Genomic DNA, 22,071 nt, shown 5'->3' with positions numbered 1-22,071 from the left:
GGTCACGCTAGGCCGCCTGACGGTCGGGTCGCGCTCCGGCTCGCCAGCCTGCGGGCGTGCTGCAGGGTGGAGACGAGCGCGAGGGTGGATTCGGCTCCTTGATTCAGATTAGGACCATTAACCGTCAATCCGTCATAACAACCAGAAGTCTCGCTGTCCCACATCACTGTTCCGGTGTCGTTGTCGCCCAGAAACCAGGCGATGGACTGAAAGAGCGGGGCATCCCAGCGCTCGTCGCCGGTGACCGCGGCCGCGGTGGCGCAGGCGTCCGCGGTGGCGGCCGCCTCGATCGGCTGCTGGTCGAGCAGGTCGGGCGCGAGCGAGCCGATGTCGCCGATCCGGCTGCGGTGCTTGCCGGCCCGCCAGCCGCAGACCGGGACGGTGGAGAGGTGACCGTGGTGCTCCTGGACCTCGCAGAGCCAGGCCAGCATCCGCAGCCCGTCGGTGAGCATGCTCTCGTCACCGAGCAGGTCACCGGCGGCGATGACGACCTCGGCGTACGACGCGCTCGCGTACGTCAGCTCGCGCTCCGGCCAGATCCAGTGCGGGTCGGAGCCGGGCAGCCCGATCACGGTGGCCGCGTCGCCGAGCAGCTGGGCGGCCTCGCGGTCACGGGGGTCGGCGCGCAGCACCTCGGCGGCGCCGAGCCCGGCGAACGCCATCGCCTTCGGCCACGGTGACCGGCAGCGCACGCTCTGCCGGAACGCCTGCATCGCCTCCCGCCGCAGCCACGGCGTCCGGGCCCGCGCCGCGGCGGTGCCGAGACCCCACAGCGCCCGGCCCCACCAGTCACCCAGGGACGGTTCGTCGTGCCAGCGGCGGTCGTAGCTCATCCGGTTGCGGAAAGCGCCGGCCGCGCCCTGCGCGTGGGTGAGGAACGCCAGGTAGCGCTCGCCGAGCCGGACCAGCTCGGGTCCGGGCCGGGGTTCGCGCGCGATCGCGAGCAGGCCGCGGGACACGTCGTCGACGCAGTATCCGTGCTCGCGCCGGACGATCGCGTTGCGGGCGTGCTCGAACAGTCCGGTGTCGTCGGAAAGCCGGAACACGTGATCCCAGCGGGGCTCCGGAACATCACGAAGCTGAATCGGCGGCGGAATCAGCCTCAACGGAACGCTCATGCTGCCAACTCCACTGAATTCATGCGTCCGCATGAGCTCGCAGGCTCGCTCATGCGGAAATGGTCTGCACTGCGAGCGGCCGGCGGGCGGCGGTCAGGCGGGCGGCGAGCGATGAGTACCGCGCGGCCACGGCGGGCCAGCGCAGCGTCGGACCACCGGCCAGGCCGGTGAGCCGGCCGGGCAGGCCCGGCTCGGCCAGGACCCTGCGGATCGCCATCGCCATCGCCTCCGGATCCTGATGGGGTACGAGCAGACCGGGCCCGTCCGCGAGCAGCTCGACCGCGTGCGGGAACTCGGTCGCGACCACCGGGATCCCGGCCGCCACCGCCTCGATGAGCACGCCCGAGGTGACCTGCTCGGTGGAGTCGTACGGCAGCACGACCGCGTCGGCCGAGGTGATCAGCCGGGACAGCTCGTCCGGGTCGAGGTAGACGTCGGCCCAGCGGACACAGTCGGCGACACCGCGTTCCTCGGCGATCGCCTTGAGCGAGTCCCGGTACGCGTCACCCTGCTGCTGGAGGACCGAAGGGTGGGTACGCCCAGCGACCGTGTAGATCGGCCTGGGCTCGACATCGTCGAGGAACGCCAGCGCCCGCAGCGACCACTCGATGCCCTTGCCGGGTCCGAGCAGGCCCCAGGTGAGCAGGTGCGGCCGGTGGTTCGGCTCGTCCGCGGCCGACCGGGGCAGGCCCGCGTGACTGGCCGCGCCGTGCGGAATCACAGTGATCTTGCGAGGGTCCACGTCGTAGAAGCCGGTGAGCCGGGTACGCGCGGTGTCGGTCATCGTCACCACGGCGTCGGCCGTGGCGACGATCTGCTCCAGGACGGTCCGCTGCTGCTGGTCCGGGTGGGTCAGCACGGTGTGCAGGACCACGATCACCGGGACGCGCAGGCCGCGCAGCACCGGCAGGATCTCGGCGCCGGCGTCGCCCGGGTAGATGCCGTACTCGTGCTGGACGATCACCACGTCGAATCGGTTCAGGGCCGTGGTGGCGGCGACCCATCCGCCGGGGCGGTCGGTGTGCCAGGTGTGTACGACCCGTGGGGCTGCCCCGTCGAGCTCGATCCCACCGCTCGTGTTGTCGCTGGCGAGCAGGCGTACGACGCCTGAGCCGGGGGACCCGGCAACCAGGTGGGTCGCGAGTGCCGCATTGAATGTCGCCAAACCGCATTGCGTGGGTGGATATGTGCTCAGAAACCCGTATGTCGCGGGCATGACAGGGCCTTTCTCCTCGGCCGGCTGCCTCCCCGCAGCACGGACTCAGCGCGCGCGGGCACGGTGTCGTAAACCGCGCGGGAACGGCGCAGAGGCGGTCCGAGAAAAAGGGCCGTTTAACGCGCAATTCACATTGCGACGTTAACAAGATCCAGCTAATCAGCTGATGATTTTTCGGTAAATCGCCAAGTACTCCTCGACCATGCGGTCGGCGGAGAAGCGTAACCGCGCACGTGCCGAACAGGCCGCTCGATCGACCGCGGCGATCATCCCGACCGCCGCCACCGCCTCGTCGACGGTATCCACAACGTAACCCGTGACACCCTCGTCCACCACTTCAGGCATCGAACCATTTCGGTACGCGATCACCGGCGTGCCGCACGCCATGGCCTCGACGACGGAAAGTCCGAACGGTTCGGCGAACCTGATGGGGTGCAGCAGCGCCGCTCCGGAGCCGAGGATCCCGGCCCGTTCCTCCGGGCCGACCGAACCGCGATAGATCACACCCTCGCCGTCGATCATGGGTTCCACTTTTTCGGCGAAGTAATCGCGATCCTGCACGATTCCGCACATGATGAGCCGCCGCCCGGCCCGGCGGGCGATCTCGATGGCGATGTCGGTTCCTTTGTCGGGATGGATGCGCCCGAAGAGGATCAGGTCGTCACCGCCGTCCGGATGGAACGGTAAACCTCTCAGGTCGATGCCGTGATGAACGGTTGCCACATATTCCAGATCGGGAGAACGGTCGCTGTCGGAGATGCTCACGAAGTGCGAGCGACTCCTTCGGTACGCCGGAAGGATGTTCTGCCCGGAGAAACCGTGGATGGTGGTGAGCATCGGCGCCCGGCAGTGTGCCGAGAAGGCGAGCGGCAACCAGTCCAGATGGTTGTGGATGAGATCGAACTCGCCGGACCGTTCGAGCGCGTGGCTGACGTGGATCGCCTCCCAGACCCGGCCGTCGATCTCGTCGTTCTCCTCGTACCCGGTGGGTACCACGCCGTCGAGGCTGGCCGCGGTGACCGAATCAAGGGTGGCGAAGAGCGTCACGTCGACGCCGCGGGCGACCAGCCCCTCGGTGATCAGGCTGGTGATCAGCTCCCACGGGCCGTAGTGCAGCGGTGGCGTACGCCAGGCGATGGGGCCCAGGAGTGCGACCTTCATGACATTCCACGTGTTCCTGTCATAACCACGTCGACAGTATGCCTGGCCGGTATCAAGAGCGAACTCGTGTTAGAGAAGAGCCATGACGGATTCGTGGTGGAAGAAGGCTGTCGTCTACCAGATCTATCCGCGAAGCTTCGCGGACTCGGACGGCGACGGCATGGGCGACCTGCGCGGCATCGTCGGCCACCTCGACTACCTGGCCGAACTCGGCGTCGACGTGCTCTGGCTGTCGCCGATCTATCCGTCGCCGCAGGATGACAACGGGTACGACATCAGCGATTACCAGAACATCGAGCCGCTCTTCGGCGACCTGGAGGTCTTCGACGAGCTGCTGGCCGGCGCGCACGCCCGCGGCATGAAACTGATCATGGACCTGGTGGTGAACCACAGCTCCGACGAGCATCAGTGGTTCGCCGAGAGCCGGTCGTCGAAGGACAACCCGAAACGCGACTGGTACTGGTGGCGCCCGGCCCGCGACGGCATGGAACCGGGAACACCCGGCGCCGAGCCGACCAACTGGGGTTCCGTCTTCGGCGGCCCGGCCTGGAAGTACGACGAGAAGACCGGCGAGTACTACCTGCACCTGTTCTCGACGAAGCAACCCGACCTCAACTGGGAGAACCCGGAGGTCCGCCAGGCCGTCTACGCGATGATGCGCTGGTGGCTGGACCGGGGCGTGGACGGCTTCCGGATGGACGTCATCAACATGATCTCCAAGGTGATCGGCGAGGACGGATCGCTGCGCGACGGGCGGCTCAGCGCCGGGGCGGCGTACGCGGACGGCTCCGACTCCTTCATCGGCGGCCCGAGGCTGCACGAGTTCCTCCAGGAGATGCACCGGGAGGTCTTCGCCGGCCGGGAGGGTCTGCTGACCGTCGGTGAGACGCCCGGCGTCACCGTGGAACAGGCCCGGCTGCACACCGACCCGGAACGGCACGAGGTCGACATGGTCTTCCAGTTCGACCACGTGTGGGTCGACCGGGGCCCGGACCCGTGGCTGCTGATGCCGTTGCAGCTCACCAACCTGAAGGCGATCTTCGGCCGGTGGCAGGCCGGGCTCGCCGACCTGGGCTGGAACAGTCTGTACTGGAACAACCACGACCAGCCGCGCGCGGTCTCCCGGTACGGCGACGACAGCAAGCAGTACCGGGTGGCGTCGGCCAAGATGCTCGGCACGGTGCTGCACCTGCACCGCGGGACGCCGTACATCTATCAGGGCGAAGAGCTCGGGATGACGAACTACCCGTTCGCCGGGATCGAGGACTTCCGCGACATCGAGGCGCTCGGCCAGTACCGGCAGGCCCTCGACATGGAGGGCCGGAGTCCGGACGAGGTGCTGACGGTCCTGCGGGCGCGGGGGCGGGACAACGCGCGTACCCCGATGCAGTGGGACGGCTCGCCGCACGCCGGCTTCACCACCGGGACGCCCTGGCTGGCGGTCAACCCGAACCACACCGAGATCAACGCCGCTGCCGCGCAGGCCGACGCGGATTCGGTGTTCCACTGGTACCGCAAGCTCATCGAGCTGCGGCACACCGAGCCGGCCGTTGTCGACGGCGACTTCACGATGCTGCTGCCCAACGACGAGCGTCTGTACGCCTTCACGCGACGACTCGGCGGCACCGAACTGCTGGTGATCGGCAACTTCACCGGCGAGCCGGTCGTCGCCGACTTGGATCTGGACGGGGATCTGATCCTGAACAACCTGCCGGAGGCGCCCGTCGACGCGACGATCGCCCCCTGGCAGGCCGTGGTCTATCGGAGGTCGGTCTAGAAAGACCCGGCTCAGCCCTCGGTCAGGGTCGGCCAGGAGTACGCGAGCAGGGCGAACGCCGCGCCGAGCAGGGCCAGGCTGACGCCGCGGGTGCCGATCGGCAGCGCCGCGAGGACGAGCAGGATGATCGCGATCAAGTAAAAGAGTCCCTGGATGGACATGAGTGCTCCTCGATGAGTGGGGGTAGAGCGGCGACGCTGTACCCCCACCGCGATGAGCACTAAACCGCAAGCCCTCGCTTATACGACCGGAAGCACCACGAACGAGGTGTTCCGGACCGTCGTGTCGGTGGTGACCATGCGGGTGGCCGGGCCGGGCGGCTCACCGGTCCCGTAATTACGCAGGAACCTCGGGTGCGCGCCGCCGGCGACCAGCAGCCGGATCCGGTGCCCGGGCCGGAACCGGTGTGCCGTGGAGCCGAGCGACACCTCGGTCCGCCCGCCGGCGATCCGGGCCAGGCCGTCACACACATTTATCGACTTCCCGTCCGGGGACACGTCGCAGAGCCGGGCGAAGAGATCGCCGCTGGCCGCGGTGGTCGACGCGTCGGCCACGAATCGCACCTCGCCCATCACCTCGACCGCATCGGGCAGCGGATCGGTGTCGAAGAGGATCACATCGGATCGTTTCTCCAGCTTGGCGTTGTCGTGGGTGCCCTGGGTCGGCGACTGGAGAGCGCCTCCGATCGACGGCGTCGGGGAGTTTGGGTCGTACCGAAATGTGGTGGAACCGGGACCGGCCTCGGAGCGCAACGTGCCTGCGGAGAGGAAGAGGGCGGACGGACGCCCGGGGGGCGGCCAATCGGGCAGGTCGCGCCACTCATCGATCCCACCCATGTGTACGCGGACCGGCTGGGCCGGCGTCTCGCCCCGCAGCGTCCGCAGGGCCTGGGTGAACGTCTCGGTCCAGCCCTCACCGAGCGAGCTGGTGTGTGTCCACGGGCCGATCAGCAGCTCGACTGGCAGCCCGGCGGCATGGCGTCGCCGGTACAGCTCGATCACCTGGTCGGTGGCGAGGTCGTGCCAGCCGGTCATCAGGGTGACCGGGATGGGCAGCGCCGCGGCCGAGCCGGTGACGTCGGCGCCCTCCCAATACGGATCGTCGGCGTCGGGCGCGGCCAGCCACCGTTCGAACTCGAGGCGCCGGCCGCCGAACGGCGCCTGGTATGCCTCGGCCAGCGGCAGGCCGAGGGTGGCCCGGCGCAGGTGACGCTGCAGGCGGAGTACTGCCTTCACGTTGTCCCAGAAGGTGGCCGCCTGACCGAACATGCCCAGCCCGCCGACGAGCGAGCGCTCCAGCGCGAACGACCCGCCCGGCCAGAAGAACGGCTGCGGGTTCAGCAGGCCGACCTGGGCGATCGCTCCGCGCCACTCGGGCGGCGGCTCAGCGGCGAGGCTGAGCTGGCTGTAGGTCATGTAGCTCGCGCCGAGCGTGAACAGATCACCGGTGAACCACTCCTGCTTGCGGATCCACTCGACCGCGGCCTGGCCGTCCGGCGCCTCGTTGCGCCAGGTGTGGAACTCGCCGTCCGACCCGCCGGTGCCCCGGCTGCTCTGCAGCAGCACGTGGAAGCCCTGCTCAGCGAAGAGAGCGCCGTACAGGTAGTTCCACGGGAAGCCGCCGCGCACGTAGGGCGCGCGCAGCAGGATCGTCGGGCACGGCTCGCCGGTGACCGGCGCGTAGTGGTCGGTGAGCAGGGTGTTCCCGTCGGCGCCGGGCATCGGCACCGCCCGCTCCCAGGTGACGTCGTAGCGTGCGGCGGGGCCCTTGCGGGCCCGCCGCCGCATCATTCGGAGGATCAAGGGCAGCTGCTGCATACGTCACGCTCCCTTTTTCGTACGCTGTACTGAAAACAGTAGCAGGAGGTTTCCCGTGCCACGAGGCCGTCCACCGGTCCACAACCGTGACCAGGTGCTCGCCGCTGCGGTCCGGCTCGCCGACGCGAACGGACTGGACGCCGTCACCATGCGGCGGGTCGCGTCCGAGATCGGCGCCGGGGCGATGTCGCTCTACACCTATGTGCCGGACCGGGAACACCTCATCGACCTGATGGTGGACCGGGTGGCCGGCGAGCTGGCGTTGCCGGCGCTCACCGGCGATTGGCGGGCCGACGTGTTCGCCCTGGTCGGCGTCCAGCGGGCGATGATGCTGAAGCACCCGTGGCTGACCGGGGCGCTCACCGGCCGGTCGGTGACGGGGCTCAACCTGCTCACCTATCTGGAGCACGGCCTCGGCGCGCTGGAGCCGTCCGGCCTCTCCGGCGGCACCCGGATGGCGGTGCTCGCGCTGCTCACCGGCTTCGTCGCGTCGTACGTGACCGCTGAGCTGGCCGGTGACTCGACCGGCACCGAACAGGCCGCCCAGATCGTCGCGGCGATGGCGAGCGGCGACTTCCCGCGGCTTGCGGCGGCCTTCGCCGAGAGCGGCGGATCGCCGCCGGGCTTCGAGCAGATCGCGGACTGGGTGATCACCGGACTGGTTAACCAGGCAAGCGGGAATTCTTGATAATCGAGATTGATTGGCACGCCGCCGGGTAATTCGCAGGGCATGAGCAGTCATGTGGTGCGTTCCGGAAGGCGAGTCTCGCCCTGGCTCGCCCTGGCCGGTTTCGGTGTGGCCGTCGCGGTGGCGGCGCTGATCGGTGGGCTCGGCGTGGCCGGAACCGCGAACGAGTACAACAGCCTCAATCAACCGTCCTGGGCGCCACCATCGTGGCTGTTCGGCCCCGTCTGGACCGTTCTGTACGCGATGATCGCAATGAGCGGCTGGCTGGTCTGGCGCCGTACGGGCTGGTCTGCCGCGCTCAACTGGTACGCCGCCCAGCTGGTCCTGAATGCGATCTGGACCCCGATCTTTTTCGGTGCCGGCCAGTACGGGCTCGCGCTGATCGACATCGTTGTGCTCTGGGTGCTGATCGTGGTGACCATCTGGAAGTTCCGGCCGGTCTCCAAGGTGGCCGCCGGGCTGCTGGTGCCGTACCTGGGGTGGGTCGGCTTCGCCACTGCCCTGAATGCGGCAATCTGGTCGGCCAACTGAGGCTTCCAACGTAAGAAAGCCTCACGGGTAAAAATCCGAGCTTTTTTCACGGAACTCCCCACGCGTCACTCCGTCCACCGGCAAGGTGGCACATGGTCACCGGAAAGCCCCGTTTTGACCCCTTCCGCCGGTGGCCGGGGGAGTCTCCATGCGTCGCCTGCTTGCCGCCCTGGTCGCTGTCACCCCGGCGGTCGCAGTGGCCGTAGCCGTGGCGAAACCGGGCGAGCCGGTCACCACGGGCCCGGTGCTGCAGACGTTCGGTTTCGCACGCCAGGACGGCCTGAGGCTGGCCGCCTTTGAAAGAACCTCCTTCGCCGAACTCGCTCGGCGTGCCACCGAGCCGTTCAGCATGGTCGGTGTGACCTGGGCGGATCCGCGCGCGGCGAGTGAGGGCCGGATCGAGGTGCGTACCCGGGCCGCCGAGACCGGACGGTGGACGCCGTGGCAGGTGCTGGAGACCGACAACCCGGACGCGTCCGGCGGCGCCGAAGGGGCACGCGGGGCCAGCGATCCGCTCTGGGTCGGGCCGTCCGACGGCGTGCAGGCCAGGATGGCGGGGAAACACGTGCCCGATGACCTGCGGGTGGACCTGATCAACCCGGACGGCGCTGTGGCGTCACCGGCGGTGATGGCCCCGGTGGCCGCCGTCAGCGAGGCCCGGCGGAGCCCGAAACTGCCGGCCCGCCCGGTCCCGAAGATCGTCACCCGAGCCGGCTGGGGTGCCAACGAGGCCATCGTGAAGGGGCAGACCGCTTTCACCGGGCCGATCCAGGTCGTCTTCGTGCACCACACCGCGTCCGGCAACGGCTACAACTGCGGGCAGTCGGCGAGCATCATGCGGGGCATCGAGGCGTACCAGGTGAAGAGCAAGGGCTGGAACGACATCGGGTACAACTTCCTGGTCGACAAGTGCGGCACCGTCTTCGAGGGACGCCGGGGCGGGGTGCACCGCTCGGTGCTCGGCGCGCACACCCTCGGCTTCAACAGCAACGCCAGCGCCATCGCGGTGATCGGCGACTTCCGGGCCACCGGGATCCCGGCGGAGGCGCGGGCTTCGGTCGCGCAGGTCGCGGCGTACAAACTCGGGGCGTGGGGGAGCCCGCCGGCCGGACGGGTGTCGTACGTGTCCGGCGGCAGCAACAAATATCCGGCCGGCAAGGCCGCGAACCTCAACCGGATCTCCGGGCACCGCGACGCCGGATCCACCGAGTGCCCGGGCAACGGGCTGTACGCCCAGCTCCCGTCGATCCGGGCGCTTGCCGGCGGCGCACCGATCGGACTGCGGTTCCAGCAGCTCAGCGGCGCCAGCGCGTACGCCGGGAAGTTCTACACCCGGGGACTGGTCCAGCCGCTCTGGACGCTCTCCACGCCCACCCGGATGATGGACCGCTTCGAGGTGTGGCTCGACGGGCGGCTCTTCACCGCCGTGCCGGCCGGGCACCGGCTGTCCCGGCTGCAGCTGCCGGCCGGGGCACACACCGTCGTGGTCAAAGGGGTCCACCTCTCCGGTCGCACGGCACTGTCCAGCGCGCGGATCCTCGCCGACCCGGTGCCTCCGTCGTTCGCGGGCGAACCGCAGGTGACGTTGCGGACCGGCTCGATCACCGGCACCGTCCCGGTGCGGGTCGCCTGGACCGCCGCCGACGCCAGCGGCCTGCGATCGGTACGGGTCACCGGCACCGGCCGTGGCGTGCTCAGCGGCGCCGCACGGACTTTCGACTCGGCCGTGCCGCTGGGCGAGAACGGATCGTGGACCGTGACGGCCGCGGACCGGGCGGGGAACGTGGCGAGCGCTTCGGTTACGCGTACCCTCGCGCTCGTCGCCGAAGCCGGCGCACGACGGACCGGAACCTGGCGCACCCAGCGCGACAGTGCTTTCATCGGCAGCGAAGCTGCCGGCGCGTCTGCTCGCGGCGCGTCGCTGACCTGGACCGTCACCGGCCGGTCGGCCGCGCTCGTGGCCGCACGCACGGCGACCTCCGGCACGGTGCGCGTCTTCCTCGACGGGCGTGACCAGGGTGTGGTGAATCTGCGGTCGGCGACGCCGATGTTCCGGCAGGCGGTGTGGACCCGGATGTGGCCGGCGAGTGGCACGCACACCATCAAGGTGCAGGTGGAGAGCGGTTCCGTGTCGCTGGACGGCGTCACATATCTGGAGTGACCGGGGTCGTCATCGGCAGGACCTTGCGCAGGCCCTGGTACCACTGGGCGGCCATCTTGCGGTAACCGGCCTGGCTCGGGTGCACGCCGTCGACGGTGTCCGACGCCGGGATGACCGACATGTCGACGAGCGTGACGTTGCGCGGATGGCGAGCCGCGGCCTTGGCCAGCTTCGAGTTGAACGACCGGAACTCGCGCTCGTGCTTGCCCTTCACGATCAGCAGCTTCGCCAGGACGATCCGGGTGCCCGGGTCGGTCGCGATGATCTTGTCAATCAGCTTGTCGAGGCGCTGCGGGGCGCCGAGGGCCTGGTGGCGCAGCAGGTCGTTGGTGCCGATGTCGAGCAGGACGACCTGCGGCTTGTACTTCTTCATCCAGTACCCGGTGTGCCGGGTGATCCAGGAGATCCGCCAGCCGGGGTGTCCTTCGTGGGCGGTGTCGGCGCCGGATCCGTTGGCCTGCGAGCCGACGAAGTCGGTGTCGACGCCGGCGGCGGTGAGCCAGGTGTGCAGATCGGTGCGGTAACCGTTCTCGGTCCGGTCACCCTTGCCGAAGGTCAGGCTGTCGCCGAGCGGCATGATCCGGATCGGGGTGGTCTGGGCTTGCAGAGGCGCTGCTCCGGCCGCTTGAGGTGCGGGGGCGGCCAGGCCGACGACGGCGGCCAGGGACACGGCGACGAGGCGGTTCAGCAGGCGCATGCCCGGCGATTCGACGTGTACCGCCGGGCGCTGAGCGGGTGATCCAGAGCTGCAACCGGCGGCTACCGGATTGCCACGCCTCTGCGCCGTGGCGCTCTGCCTGGTGCCGCTTTGCCCCGCCCGGTGGCGCTCTGCCTCGCCTGGTGCTGCCTCGCCCGGTGGCGTTCTGCCTGGTGCCGCTTTGCCCCGCCCGGTGCCGCTCTGCCTCGCCTGGTGCCGCCTCGCCTGGTGCTGCCTCGCCTGGATCTTGTGGATTTCTCCGCAGGCGTGCCCGCGCAACTCCACAAGATCGAACAGGCGTGGCCGATCTTGTGGAGTTGCGCGCAAACGGTTCGCCGAAGTCCACAAGATCGGTGAAAACCGCGTTCGCCACGTCGGAACTGGAAGCACCGCGTCGGCCGGACCTTGGAAACCGGTGGGGCATGGAACACCCATGACTGTCCAAGATCCGGAACCGTCCACCCGCGGTCGTGGCAGCGTCACTACAACGCTCACAAACCACCCGAAACGACATGCCGTGGATGGCCGTCCCCACAAAGTCGTGCACTTGTGGTCGATCGGCTGGCCGAACCGCACAAGATCTCTGAGCGGCACCTCGCACCGAGAAACCGCCACGCCGCCCCGTGGGAGCGAGTGCCATCGGCGCGGGCCATCACCCGAGAGTGGGGCATCGCGATCGCCACCGCCACGAAAGCCCAGGCGGCACTGCGCGAGGAAGGGCTCACGGTGGCCCGGCCGGCATCGGCACGGTGCCCGGCCCGGCGTCGGCACGGTGGTCGCCGGACCCGCACCTGACGCTTGCCATGATCGGCTCGGCGCTCGGCGCTCGGCGCTCGGCGCTCGGGGTGCTGGGCTCGGGGCGCGGGGTGCGGGGTGCTGGGCGCGGGGCTCGGGGCGCGGGGCTCGGGGCGCGGGGCGCGGGGTGCGGCGCTCGGGGTGCGCGGCTCGGCGCTCGGTGAGATGCGGGTGCCGGCGCGATACTTGCGCGCTTGCTCGGCGGGTCAGCCGTGATGATCGATCGTTAGGACGACCTTGCCGCGGCCGTGCCGGGACTCGACCGCGGCGTGCGCCTCGGCGGCCTGCGTCCACGGGAACTGGCGGATCGGCATTCGCAGGCCCGCGATGTTGATCGTCTCGGCCAGCCGCTGCGGCGAGCGCCCCGCACGCACCACCCGGGCGCCGTGCTCGGCCGCCGCCTTGTCGTCGGCGATCGTGCCGACGCGCTCCGCCGGAATGCCCAGCGCGATCGATTGGGCGATCGCATCGCCGCCTGCGGCGTCGAGAGCGGCGGTCGGCTTCAGGCCGGTGGCGCGCACTGCTTCGATCAGACCACCCTGGTACGCGACCGGGAGCGCACCCAGTTCGCGCAGGTAATCGTGGTTGTTCGGGCTGGCCGTGCCGATGACCGTGGCGCCCGCTCGGATCGCCAGCTGGGTGGCGATCGTTCCCACCGAGCCTGCAGCGGCGTGCAGCAGGAAGACGTCGCCGGTGGTGATCTCGAGTTCCTGGATCGCGCCGCTTGCCGTTTGTGAGGCCGCCACCAGGCCGGCTGCGGTGGGGAAGTCGAGGTGGTCCGGCTTGATCACGACGTTCTCGGCCGGGACGGTGAGTTTTTCGGATACGCCGTTGAGCATGGTGGAGCCGAGGACGGGGGTGCCCGGAGTCAAGTCCCCTTTCACCACGACACCTGAGTATTCCTGGCCGATTTGTTGCGGGAATCGGGCCTGTACCCACGGCATGCGGCCGGTCCGGACCGCAACGTCGAACGGTTGCACCCCGGCCGCGTACACCTGGATCAGGACCTCGCCGGGCTGCGGCTCCGGATCGGGCAGGTCGGCGAAGCGCAGGACGTCGGGCGGGCCGTATCGGTCGAAGACGACAGCTCTCATGTGACCACCCTGCAAGCTGAACTCACGTTGAGGTCAAGCGTTCTGCACGCGGGCCGGGTTCTGCTCTTCTCATGACTACTGCTGAAGCTTTGGGCGAACGCCTTTTCGGCGCGCTCACCGGCGCCCTGGAACTCTTCACCGTCGAGATCGGGCGGGAGCTCGGTCTGTATGCCGCGTTGCGGGACGGCCCACTGACCCCGTCGGAGCTCGCCAAGGCCGCCGGCATCGACGATCGGTATGCCCGGGAGTGGCTGGAACAGCAGGCCGCGGCCAGTTTTCTGACGCCTGACTTCGCTCTTGCTCCGGGCGCTGCCGAGGTGCTGCTGGACGAGGGCGGGCCGTTTTATGCCGGCGCGGCCAGCCAGTTCGCTGTCGGCGTGGCCTTGTTGACTCCGCGGGTCATCGCGGCGTTCCGGAGTGGGGAAGGGGTGCCCTACTCCGAATACGCGCATGTCCGGCATGGGATCGCCGGGTTCAACCGGCCGATGTTCGACCACTTGCTCACTACGGCGTGGCTGCCGGCGGTACCGGAGATCGAGGCTCGGTTGCGGTCGGGGGCGCGGGTGCTCGATCTGGGCTGCGGCATGGGGTATTCGTCGGTGGCGATGGCCTTGGCCTACCCCGCCGTGACGGTACGGGGCGTCGACCTGGACGAGGACTCGATCGCCGTGGCTCGCTCGGTGGCCGCGGCGGCGGGGGTGGCCGATCGGGTCAGCTTCACGGTCGCCGACGCGGCATCGGTGACCGGTTCATACCACCTGATCACGATTTTTGAGGCATTGCACGACATGGGGGACCCGGTGGGGGTGCTCGGCAATGCCCGTGGACTGCTCAGCCCCGGCGGCGGCGTCTTCGTCGCCGACGAGCGCGTCGCCGACGAGTTCACCGCCCCGGCCGGCGAGGTGGAACGCCTCCAGTACGCGTTCAGCGTCCTGCACTGCCTGCCCGCCACCCGAGCCGAGAACCCGGTACTCGCCAACGGCACAATCCTGCGCGCGCCTACCCTGCTGGCCTGGGCCGCCGAGGCAGGGTTCCGGTCGCCGGCAGTCCTCGACATCGCCAACGACTTCTGGCGCTTCTACCAACTTCAGTAACCGCGCCCGGAGTGGAGAGTCGGATTTCAGCGGTTCGGCTGTTTGTGGGTTGCGGTGGGTGTGGTGGGGCGGCCTACCGTCGTGGGCGTGTTGGTCCGGATGTTGGGACCCTTCGAAGTGGAGGGTGAGGGCGGGCCGGTTGTGGTGGCCGGTGGGTCTCAGCGTGCTGTGCTGGCGTTGCTCGCTCTGCGGGCTGGGCGGCCGGTCGCGGTCGGTGAGCTGGTTGACGCGCTCTGGCCGGAGGACCCGCCGGTGTCGGCTCGTAACACGCTTCAGTCTCATGTGGCTCGGCTGCGTTCGCGGCTCGGTGTTCCTGGGCTGATCACTCATGGGCCGGCCGGTTACTGCCTCCATCTGCCGGGCGACGCGGTTGACGTGCTCCGCTTCGAGTCTCTGCTGCGTGGCCGGGTTCCCCAGCCGGAAAACGGCCGGGATGCGCGGCCGGGAAACGGCCGGGATGCGCGGCCGGGAAACGTTGCGGAGGCGGTGGGGCTCTGGCGTGGGGTGCCGCTCGTGGAGTTCCCGGGGGAGCCGTTCCGGGGGATCGCGGCGAGGCTCGGGGCGCTCTATCGGGGTGCGCTGGTTCGGCATGCCGAGACGCTGGCGCCCGCCGACGCGGCTGAGCTGTTGCGGGAGCCGTCCGGCGCTGACCCCTGCTGGGAGGACGGTGCGGTCGCGCTGGCCGGGGCATTCGTGGCGGCCGGCTGCCGGGGTGAAGCGCTGGAGGTGCTGCGCCGGCACGCCGATGCGATGGTCGACCGGCTGGGATTGGACCCTTCGGAGCGGGTCCAGCAGATCCAGCGAGCTCTTCTTCGAGGCATCCACGTCAACGATGAGTTGCAGCTCCGCCCGGAACGGGCGGCAAAGGCTTGGCCCACCACCCAGGTCGCCCCGGAGAACCAGAGGGGCCTGGCATTGTGCGTACCCCTGAGATTTTCGTCTTTCATGGGTCGGGAGAGTGAGCAGCGGCAGCTGGCGCGACTGATCGCGGAGCCGGGCCTGGTGAGTGTCGTCGGGCCTGGTGGGGTGGGCAAGACGCGGCTGGTGGCGGAGACCGTGCGGGCTACGCCCGGAGTGGCGTGGGTGGATGCCGCCGATGTGCGGGAGGCGGACTTTCTGGAGGCCGTCGCGGTCGGGGTCGGTGCGCGGGTGGCGCCGCATGACGAGCCGCTGGCGGTGATCGCTGAGGCTGCCGCTACGCGGGCTGTCGTGGTGCTGGACAACTGCGAGCACGTGCTGGGTGCGGCAGCCGCGCTGGTGGAGGCGTTGCGTGGGGTTCGGGTCGTGGTGACCAGTCAGGAAAGTCTGCGGGCTGACGGCGAACGCGTGCTGCGGTTGGGGCCGCTGGATCCGCAGGCGGCGCGAAGGCTGTTCTGTGAGCGTGCCCGGGTTGCCCCGTCCGGTGTCGTCGGCGAGATCGTCGAACGGCTGGATCTGTTGCCGCTCGCCATCGAGCTCGCTGCCGTTCAAGCCGGCGCGCTCGGTGTGGACGAGCTTGCCGCGCGGCTGGACGATCGGCTCGACCTGCTTGACCGGGGACGGCGGGGTGCGGATCCGCGGCATCGGACGTTGCGTGCCGTGGTGGAGTGGTCGTTCGGGCTGCTCGATGTGGCTTCGGCGCGGTTGCTGCGGCGGCTCGCCGTGTTCGCTGGTGGGTTCACGGTTGCCACGGCTGAGGCGGTGGCCGGTGATGAGCGGTTGCCGCGTACCCGGGTCGCGGGACTTCTCGCCGGACTTGTCGACAGGTCGCTGGTGGTCCGGCACGGTCCGGGGCGGTTCCGGCTGCTGGAGACCGTGCGTGCCTACGCGCTGGAGACTGCGCGGGCCGCCGCGCTGGAGCAGGGCGCCGAGGTCACCGCGGCTGCGCATCGGCACGCCGCGGCCATGGCCGCGGCGGCCGAGGACCTCGACTCACGCATGCGGGGGGTTGATCAGGCGGCGACGGTACGCGAAATCGACGCCCTTCTGCCCGATCTACGGCTGGCATTCGCACGGGGTGACGACGGGGTGAAGGGCCGGCTGGTGGCAGCGATGTACCGATATGGGTACCGATGTCAGCAATATGAGGTGCTGGCCTGGGGTCATCTCGCGTCGTCAGGGCACAACGCCTCGGCCGCCACCTACGCCTGGGGCCGTGGCGACCTGGCCGAAGCCCGTCGCCTCGCCACGCTCTCCCACCCGCTCGCCCATGAGGTCCTTGGCGATGTGGCCCTCGTCGAATGCGACGTCGAGACCGCGCTCACCCACTATCGGGCGATGACCGGCGAACCCGTCGCCCGGGTCTCCGGCATGGTCGGCGAAACGCTGGTCCTGGCCTGGTCGGGCCGATCCGGCGAAGCGGTGGCGCTCGGCCGCGCCGCCGTCGAGCTCGCCGACAGCACCGGCAATCCCGGCGCGCGGGCCGAATCCCGGTACGGCCTCGGCGAAGCGCTCGGCGACCTCGACCCGCCGCGGGCGCTGGAGCTGCTCGGCGAGGCGAAAACGCTGGCGGCGACCGTCGACGACCGGCTCTTCCAGGCAGCTTCCGGTACGGCAGCCGTCGCGATCCGCAGCCGGCACGGTGATCCGGCGCTGGCGCTCGCCGCGTTCCGGGACGTGCTGCGGCTGTGGCGGCGGGCCGGCAACAACACGCTCCAGACGGCCGCGCTGCGCAACCTGATCGTGCTCCTGGCCCGGGTCGGCGAGGACGAGACGGCGGTGCTGCTCGACGCGGCGTTGCCGCCGGCCCGGGTGTACCCCGCCGAGGCGGCACGGTTGGAGCGGGCGCGCGGGGCGGCCCGGGAACGGCTCGGCGTGGCCCGGGTGGCGGAGCTGACCCGGCGTGGCACGGTACTCGGGGCGGCCCGGGTGACCGAGGAAGCGGCCCGTTCCATCGAAGCCGCGCTCGCGCGAGGGCGTGGTTGACAGACCGCCCGCCCCCGGGTCGATACCGTTATCGGGTGTCTCAGATCCCGTGGTGGGGACTTCCCCTGGTGGCCGTCGTATTCGCCCTTGCCGGGGCGGCGGCCGTGTTTCTCGCCGCTTCCCGTAACAGTGAAATGCTGACCCGGCGCCGGCATTCCCGGCAGTGGTACGACGAGCGCAAAGACGCATATGTCCAGTTATTGGCGGCTTTCGAGCGGGCCACGTACCGGCTCCGTGCGGCATATGACGCCGGTGAGAAGACACCGAGCCCTCTCGACTACATGGATCAGGTCGGTCCGGCGCTCATGCCGGTCCGGTTGCTCGCGTCCGGGCCGGTGCGTTCGGCCGCGCTCGCCGTGCACCTCCAGCTGGAACGGCTGCACAGCGAGATGAACCCGGCAGCGGTGGTCGGTGTCGAGCCGCGTACCCACTTCCGGGAACTGCTCGCCCAGGTGCCGCTGGTCATGCAGGAGTTCGAGGCGGCGGTCCGTGAGGAACTCCAGATCAAGGACACGCCGCCGGCTTCGCTGAACGGAGCCCGCTGAGGGCTTTTTCGCTGCCGCGGACATCGGGCAGGATCGAGGTGTGACCGACCAACGCGCACCCCTCGATCCTGTCTCCGCCGCCATCGCCGACGCGGGCCTCGTCGCCATCCTGCGGGCGCCGACCGCCGCTGCCTTCTCCGCCGTTGCTGACGTGCTGGTCACGGCGGGTGTCACCGCGCTCGAGATCACCCTCACGTCGCACGGCGCCCTGGAAGCCATCGCCGGTCTGCGCCGTCAGCTGCCGTCGGCAGTCCAGGTCGGCGCCGGCACGGTGCTCAGTGACGACGATGCGAAAGCAGCCGTCGACGCGGGCGCCACCTTCCTGGTCTCGCCGGCGTCGGTGCCGATCGCGACCGACGTGCCGTTCTACCCGGGCACGTTCAGCCCGACCGAGATCTTCACGGCGTACCGGGCCGGCGCACCCCTGATCAAACTCTTCCCGGCGGGTGGCCTCGGGCCGTCCTACCTGCGCGACCTGCGCGGCCCGCTGCCCGACGTCCGCGTCATGCCGACCGGTGGCATCGGCCTCGGCGACATCGCGAAGTGGCTGGAAGCCGGCGCCGCCGCGGTCGGGGTCGGCGGTCCGCTGATCGGCGACGCCGCGTCCGGTGGCAGCCTCACCGCCCTGGCCGCCCGCGCCCGCCACGCGGTCGGCGCCGTGGCTTACGCGCGCTCATGACCACCCACCCAGCTACCCCGGCCGCCGCCCCGATCCGCACTGGAGGCCTCCTGACCTTCGGCGAGGCGATGGGGATCTTTGTTGCCGACGGCATCGGGACTCTCGACAACGCCCGCGGCTTCACGCTCGGCGTCGCCGGCGCGGAGAGCAACGTGGCGATGGGTGTCGCGCGCCTCGGCGGCGACGCCACCTGGCTCGGCCGCCTGGGCACGGACGCTGCGGGGTCGCTCATCGCGACCCGCTTGCGCTCTTCCGGGGTACGCGTGATCGCCCTCGAAGACGACGCGTTCACCGGCCTGATGATCAGGTACCGCCGGTCCGCGCAGTTCATCCACGCCGACTACCACCGGGCGGGCAGTGCCGGATCCCGCCTCAGCCGGTCCGACGTACCCGAGTCCGAGATCGCGGCCGCCTCGATCCTGCACGTCACCGGGATCACGCCGGCGCTGAGCGACAGCTGCCGGTCGGCGGTCTTCGCCGCCGTGGAGACGGCCAGGTCCGCCGGCGTGACGGTGTCGGTCGACGTGAACTACCGCAGCAAGCTGTGGTCGACCTACGACGCCGCGCCGGTGCTGCGCGACCTGGTGAGCCGCGCCGACGTGGTTTTCGCCGGCCCGGACGAGGCAGCGATCTTCCTGGGCTCGGCTGATCCGGTGGAGGGCCTGGCCGGTCTTGGCCCGACCGAGGTGATCGTGAAGGACGGGGCTCGTGGGTGCGTCGCCTTGATCGACGGCTCCCGCTTCTCGTTGCCGGCTCTGTCGGTGTCGTCGATCGACCCGGTCGGCGCGGGGGATGCCTTCGTGGCGGGCTATCTGGCGGACCGGCTGGCGGGGTTGCCGGCGGCCAACCGCTTGCGTACGGCGATCGAGGCGGGAGCATTTGCCGTGACGGTGCCGGGGGACTGCGAGGGCCTGCCCACCCGAACCGACCTCCAGTCCCTGGGCGGCACAGACATCAACCGCTGACGGTTCCAGGCTGCCGCCACCTGCCCGTTGCCGGGCGGCGCGGCAGCTCGCGGCGCGAGGCGTTGCTGCAGATCTTGTGCGGTTCGGCCGTCCGATCGACCGCAAACTCACGAGTTCGGTAGCCGGCCGCCGGGCCGTGTCGATTTTGGTTCCACGATCGAGCTTGAGACGGCCCGGAACTCCGCGGCCAGCGGGGCTTCGGGCGGCGGGGTTCCGGGCGGCGGGGTTCCGGGCGGCGGGGCTTCGGGCGGCGGGGTTCCGGGCAGCGGGGTTCCGGGCAGCGGGATTCCGGATCTTGAGCGATTTTCTACCGCGGGAGGTTGAACATCACTCAAGATCTGGCGGGCGGCAGCGGTGAGCGCCGGGTGAGCGCCGGGTGAGCGCGGGCGGGCGGCCCCGGTGCGGCGTCGTTGGGGGCGGTGGGGTTTGTGGGGTTGGGGTGCGGGTACGGGTTGGGGGACGCCAATTCATCTGTGTGAGGAGGCTGTGATGCAACCAACGCCGTTCACTCCCTGGTCGTGGCGGGATCCGGCTGGGCTGGCTGGGAGCGACCGTGACCCGGCCGGAGTCGAAAGCCTGGAGGAAAGCGAAACCGGGCGGTCCAGTGTGGATCTGGTCGGATTCAAGGTCGAGGCGACCGACGGGCACATCGGGTCCATCGACCAGGCCAGTTATGACGTCGAGGCTGCGTACCTCGTGGTCGACACGGGACCGTGGATTTTCGGGCGGAAGGTGATTCTGCCGGCCGGCACGGTTCAGAACATCGATCACACGGACCGCAAGGTCTACGTGGATCGTACGAAGGAGCAGATCAAGAGCTCTCCTGAGTATGACAAGGAGACGTTCGAGACGCAGGACTATCGCGAGCAGGTCGGTGAGTACTACACCGGGAACTACCGCGACTATCCGCGCTGATCGTCATCATGGACCGCCGCCCCGCCCGTAACCCCCACGGGCGGGGCGGCGTATTCCAGGTAGGACGCGAGCCGCGCGGAGCCCGTCAGCATGAGCCGCGCCCGGGTGTTGATCCGGTCCTGCCAGCCGGCCAGGGATGCCGCGAGCGGTTCCGGGCCACCGGCCGAGCGGACCTGGCGCAGCACCGACGCGATGTGGCCGAGCAGGTATCCGCCGCGGCGCAGCAGATGGGCCAGGTCGGCGTCCCGGACGTCGGCCGGTGAATAGACCCGGGCCGTGCGGTCGCGGGCCGGCGTGAGGATTCCGGCGCGCTCCCACTTGCGCAGCGTGGCCGGGACGACGCCGAGCCGGTGCGCGAGCACGCCGACGGTGACCGGGGCCGACCCGGTGAATGTGGGTAGCGCCGGGTGGGCAAGAACGGTCACCGCCTCGGAGACGGACTCCAGGGTCTCCCGATCGCGCTGCAGCTGCACGTGTGCCCGGTCGATCGCGGCCAGCGCTCCCGGAAGATCAGCTTCGTGGACGAGCCGCATGATCACGCCGGCCGTGTGATGCCCGTACCCCTGGACAAGCGCGAGAAAGGCGCTGAGCGCGGCCACATGCTGGTCGGTGTAGAGGCGATAGCCGGCGGCGGATCGCCGCGCGGGCGGGAGGAAGCCGTCGCGCTCGTAGTTGCGCACGGCCTGCGCGGAGAGCCCGTGCAGCTCGGCAAGGTCCGCAGGGCGATAGATGCCCTTTTGAGACTTCAAGCGGCACCTCTGCGGGAAGAGCGACGAAACGTTCACTGGGGGAGTCAACGATACGGTAGAGGCCATGACCGTTGAATCTCTCGCCGCCCGGATTCTCGCGCTGCCGGGGGTGGCGATGACCCGCATCGAGCCGGAGTCCGGCATGCCGGACTACACCTGGGGTGACTGTTTCTTCTTCGCGGGCGAGGACCGGATGCGGCCGTTCGCCACGATTGTCGGGCACGACGTCCCGGGCTTCGACGAACAGTCGCGGCTGAACCGGCCGGACACCTTCCGGATCAACCTGGAGCTGGGGCGCGACGAGTTCCGGCGGATATTCGGTTTCGGTCCGGAGGAGCTGGCCGCGAAACGGGCGGAGATCGACTTCGCGGCGGAGGACGTGTTTGTGCCGCACCCGGCTTACGGGGTGCAGAGCTGGGGGAGCGTGGTGAATCCCGGACCGCGCACGGCCGCCGAGATCGACCGGCTGGCGGAGTACGCGCGGGAGCGATCCTGGAGCCGCCAATCGTGACCGGATCGGTCCGCCTCCGGTCCCGATGATGCCTTCTGCGGCGGCCGCGGACAGCGTTTGATCGAAGCATGACCAACGCGCTGATCGTGATCGACGTACAGGAATCGTTCCGGGCCCGGCCGCTCTGGCGGACCAACAGCAACCCGGACGTGATCGAGAATGTCGGCCGGCTGGTGGACGCCGCCCGGGCCGCCGGCGACGCGGTGATCTGGGTGGTGCACTCGGAGCCGGGCACCGGCGGCGTCTTCGACCCGGAGAGCGGATTCGTCCGGGTGGTCGACGAGCTGAAGCCGGCCGCGGACGAGCCGCTGCTGGTGAAGTACGTGCACAACGCGTTCACCGGCACCGATCTCCAGCACCGGCTCACCGTCGGCGGGGTGCGGGCGGTGACCGTCTGCGGTCTGCGTACCGAACAGTGCGTGGAGACCACCGCCCGGGTCGCGTCCGACCTCGGGTACGACGTCACGTTCGCTGTCGACGCCACCTCCACGAGCCCGATTCCGCACCGGGACGCCCCGGCCGACCAGACCGTGGAGGAGTTGCTGGCCGACCCGCGTACGCTTTCCGCGCAGGACGTGGTGACCCGGACCGAATACGCTCTGGCCGGCCGGTTCGCCACGATCAGGACCGTCGCGGAGATTCTCGGGGAGTGAC

Annotated in this window: 19 protein-coding genes and 1 pseudogene; 12 read left to right on the top strand and 8 right to left on the bottom strand. The window is 69.8% G+C overall.

All coding sequences use genetic code 11. The annotated features are described in order from the left end of the window. Positions 1 to 2: 2 nt before the first annotated feature. From ACQP2E_RS30985 to ACQP2E_RS30975, 3 genes are all read right to left on the bottom strand, one after another. Entirely contained in the window at positions 3 to 1,118 is a 1,116-nt protein-coding gene (locus ACQP2E_RS30985) for a glycosyltransferase (RefSeq protein ID WP_433826478.1), read from the bottom strand. 49 nt (positions 1,119 to 1,167) lie between these two features. After that, positions 1,168 to 2,334 (bottom strand): glycosyltransferase, encoded by a 1,167-nt coding sequence (locus ACQP2E_RS30980; protein WP_433826477.1) that lies wholly within the window; start codon positions 2,332 to 2,334, stop codon positions 1,168 to 1,170. Between the two features lie 159 nt (positions 2,335 to 2,493). Beyond that, complete coding sequence (locus ACQP2E_RS30975) at positions 2,494 to 3,495, bottom strand: glycosyltransferase family 4 protein (RefSeq protein ID WP_433826476.1); 1,002 nt, start codon at positions 3,493 to 3,495, stop codon at positions 2,494 to 2,496. An 82-nt stretch (positions 3,496 to 3,577) separates the two neighbouring features. Here ACQP2E_RS30975 and ACQP2E_RS30970 point away from each other — a divergent pair, with 82 nt between their 5' ends. Then, positions 3,578 to 5,272, top strand: a complete 1,695-nt coding sequence (locus tag ACQP2E_RS30970) for a glycoside hydrolase family 13 protein (RefSeq protein WP_433826475.1) — start codon at positions 3,578 to 3,580, stop codon at positions 5,270 to 5,272. A gap of 11 nt (positions 5,273 to 5,283) precedes the next feature. Here ACQP2E_RS30970 and ACQP2E_RS30965 read toward each other — a convergent pair whose 3' ends face one another. Together ACQP2E_RS30965 and ACQP2E_RS30960 are read right to left on the bottom strand one after the other, a co-directional pair. Next, on the bottom strand, positions 5,284 to 5,433 hold the full coding sequence (locus tag ACQP2E_RS30965) for a hypothetical protein (RefSeq protein ID WP_181557796.1): 150 nt from the start codon (positions 5,431 to 5,433) through the stop codon (positions 5,284 to 5,286). 78 nt (positions 5,434 to 5,511) lie between these two features. Beyond that, entirely contained in the window at positions 5,512 to 7,089 is a 1,578-nt protein-coding gene (locus ACQP2E_RS30960) for a CocE/NonD family hydrolase (RefSeq protein WP_433826473.1), read from the bottom strand. Between the two features lie 55 nt (positions 7,090 to 7,144). Here ACQP2E_RS30960 and ACQP2E_RS30955 point away from each other — a divergent pair, with 55 nt between their 5' ends. From ACQP2E_RS30955 to ACQP2E_RS30945, 3 genes are all read left to right on the top strand, one after another. Next, entirely contained in the window at positions 7,145 to 7,777 is a 633-nt protein-coding gene (locus tag ACQP2E_RS30955) for a TetR/AcrR family transcriptional regulator (protein WP_433826472.1), read from the top strand. A gap of 42 nt (positions 7,778 to 7,819) precedes the next feature. Further along, positions 7,820 to 8,308, top strand: a complete 489-nt coding sequence (locus tag ACQP2E_RS30950; protein WP_433826471.1) for a TspO/MBR family protein — start codon at positions 7,820 to 7,822, stop codon at positions 8,306 to 8,308. A gap of 148 nt (positions 8,309 to 8,456) precedes the next feature. Next, positions 8,457 to 10,469 carry a peptidoglycan recognition protein family protein gene (locus tag ACQP2E_RS30945; RefSeq protein WP_433826470.1) on the top strand — a complete coding sequence of 671 codons (2,013 nt, stop codon included), beginning with the start codon at positions 8,457 to 8,459 and terminating at the stop codon, positions 10,467 to 10,469. Here ACQP2E_RS30945 and ACQP2E_RS30940 read toward each other — a convergent pair. Continuing rightward, a complete protein-coding gene (locus ACQP2E_RS30940; protein ID WP_433826469.1) occupies positions 10,453 to 11,166 on the bottom strand; it encodes an SGNH/GDSL hydrolase family protein in 714 nt (237 codons plus the stop codon). The genes ACQP2E_RS30945 and ACQP2E_RS30940 overlap by 17 nt on opposite strands. A 1,001-nt stretch (positions 11,167 to 12,167) precedes the next feature. Next, entirely contained in the window at positions 12,168 to 13,055 is an 888-nt protein-coding gene (locus ACQP2E_RS30935) for an NADP-dependent oxidoreductase (RefSeq protein ID WP_433826468.1), read from the bottom strand. Between the two features lie 71 nt (positions 13,056 to 13,126). Here ACQP2E_RS30935 and ACQP2E_RS30930 point away from each other — a divergent pair, with 71 nt between their 5' ends. From ACQP2E_RS30930 to ACQP2E_RS30905, 6 genes are all read left to right on the top strand, one after another. Next, positions 13,127 to 14,149 carry a class I SAM-dependent methyltransferase gene (locus ACQP2E_RS30930; protein WP_433826467.1) on the top strand — a complete coding sequence of 341 codons (1,023 nt, stop codon included), beginning with the start codon at positions 13,127 to 13,129 and terminating at the stop codon, positions 14,147 to 14,149. A gap of 87 nt (positions 14,150 to 14,236) precedes the next feature. Continuing rightward, a complete protein-coding gene (locus tag ACQP2E_RS30925) occupies positions 14,237 to 17,053 on the top strand; it encodes an AfsR/SARP family transcriptional regulator (RefSeq protein WP_433826466.1) in 2,817 nt (938 codons plus the stop codon). Positions 17,054 to 17,088: 35 nt separating this feature from the next. Continuing rightward, entirely contained in the window at positions 17,089 to 17,598 is a 510-nt protein-coding gene (locus ACQP2E_RS30920; RefSeq protein ID WP_433826465.1) for a hypothetical protein, read from the top strand. 40 nt (positions 17,599 to 17,638) lie between these two features. Beyond that, positions 17,639 to 18,277: a bifunctional 4-hydroxy-2-oxoglutarate aldolase/2-dehydro-3-deoxy-phosphogluconate aldolase gene (locus ACQP2E_RS30915; protein WP_433826464.1), complete on the top strand. Its 639-nt coding sequence runs from the start codon at positions 17,639 to 17,641 to the stop codon at positions 18,275 to 18,277. Continuing rightward, entirely contained in the window at positions 18,274 to 19,242 is a 969-nt protein-coding gene (locus ACQP2E_RS30910; protein ID WP_433826463.1) for a sugar kinase, read from the top strand. Before ACQP2E_RS30915 ends, ACQP2E_RS30910 begins: the two co-directional genes overlap by 4 nt. A gap of 489 nt (positions 19,243 to 19,731) precedes the next feature. Further along, positions 19,732 to 20,157: a PRC-barrel domain-containing protein gene (locus ACQP2E_RS30905; protein ID WP_433826462.1), complete on the top strand. Its 426-nt coding sequence runs from the start codon at positions 19,732 to 19,734 to the stop codon at positions 20,155 to 20,157. Here the strand turns inward: ACQP2E_RS30905 and ACQP2E_RS30900 are convergent. Beyond that, on the bottom strand, positions 20,145 to 20,888 hold the full coding sequence (locus ACQP2E_RS30900) for a MerR family transcriptional regulator (protein ID WP_433834102.1): 744 nt from the start codon (positions 20,886 to 20,888) through the stop codon (positions 20,145 to 20,147). The two genes, ACQP2E_RS30905 and ACQP2E_RS30900, sit on opposite strands and share 13 nt — an antisense overlap. Before the next feature lie 100 nt (positions 20,889 to 20,988). On the opposite strand from ACQP2E_RS30900, the pseudogene ACQP2E_RS30895 reads away from it, so the two are divergent. Together ACQP2E_RS30895 and ACQP2E_RS30890 are read left to right on the top strand one after the other, a co-directional pair. After that, positions 20,989 to 21,417 (top strand): annotated as a pseudogene (locus ACQP2E_RS30895) (DUF6194 family protein); the annotation flags it as partial. Between the two features lie 68 nt (positions 21,418 to 21,485). Then, a complete protein-coding gene (locus tag ACQP2E_RS30890) occupies positions 21,486 to 22,070 on the top strand; it encodes a cysteine hydrolase family protein (RefSeq protein ID WP_433826461.1) in 585 nt (194 codons plus the stop codon). The last annotated feature ends 1 nt before the right edge of the window (position 22,071 follow it).

Origin of the sequence: Actinoplanes sp. CA-015351 (assembly GCF_050955685.1) — a bacterium.
In the GTDB taxonomy this organism is placed as follows: Bacteria; Actinomycetota; Actinomycetes; order Mycobacteriales; family Micromonosporaceae; genus Actinoplanes.
The sequence above is the reverse complement of the archived record's forward strand: the minus strand, read 5'-3'. Positions and strand labels throughout refer to the sequence as shown.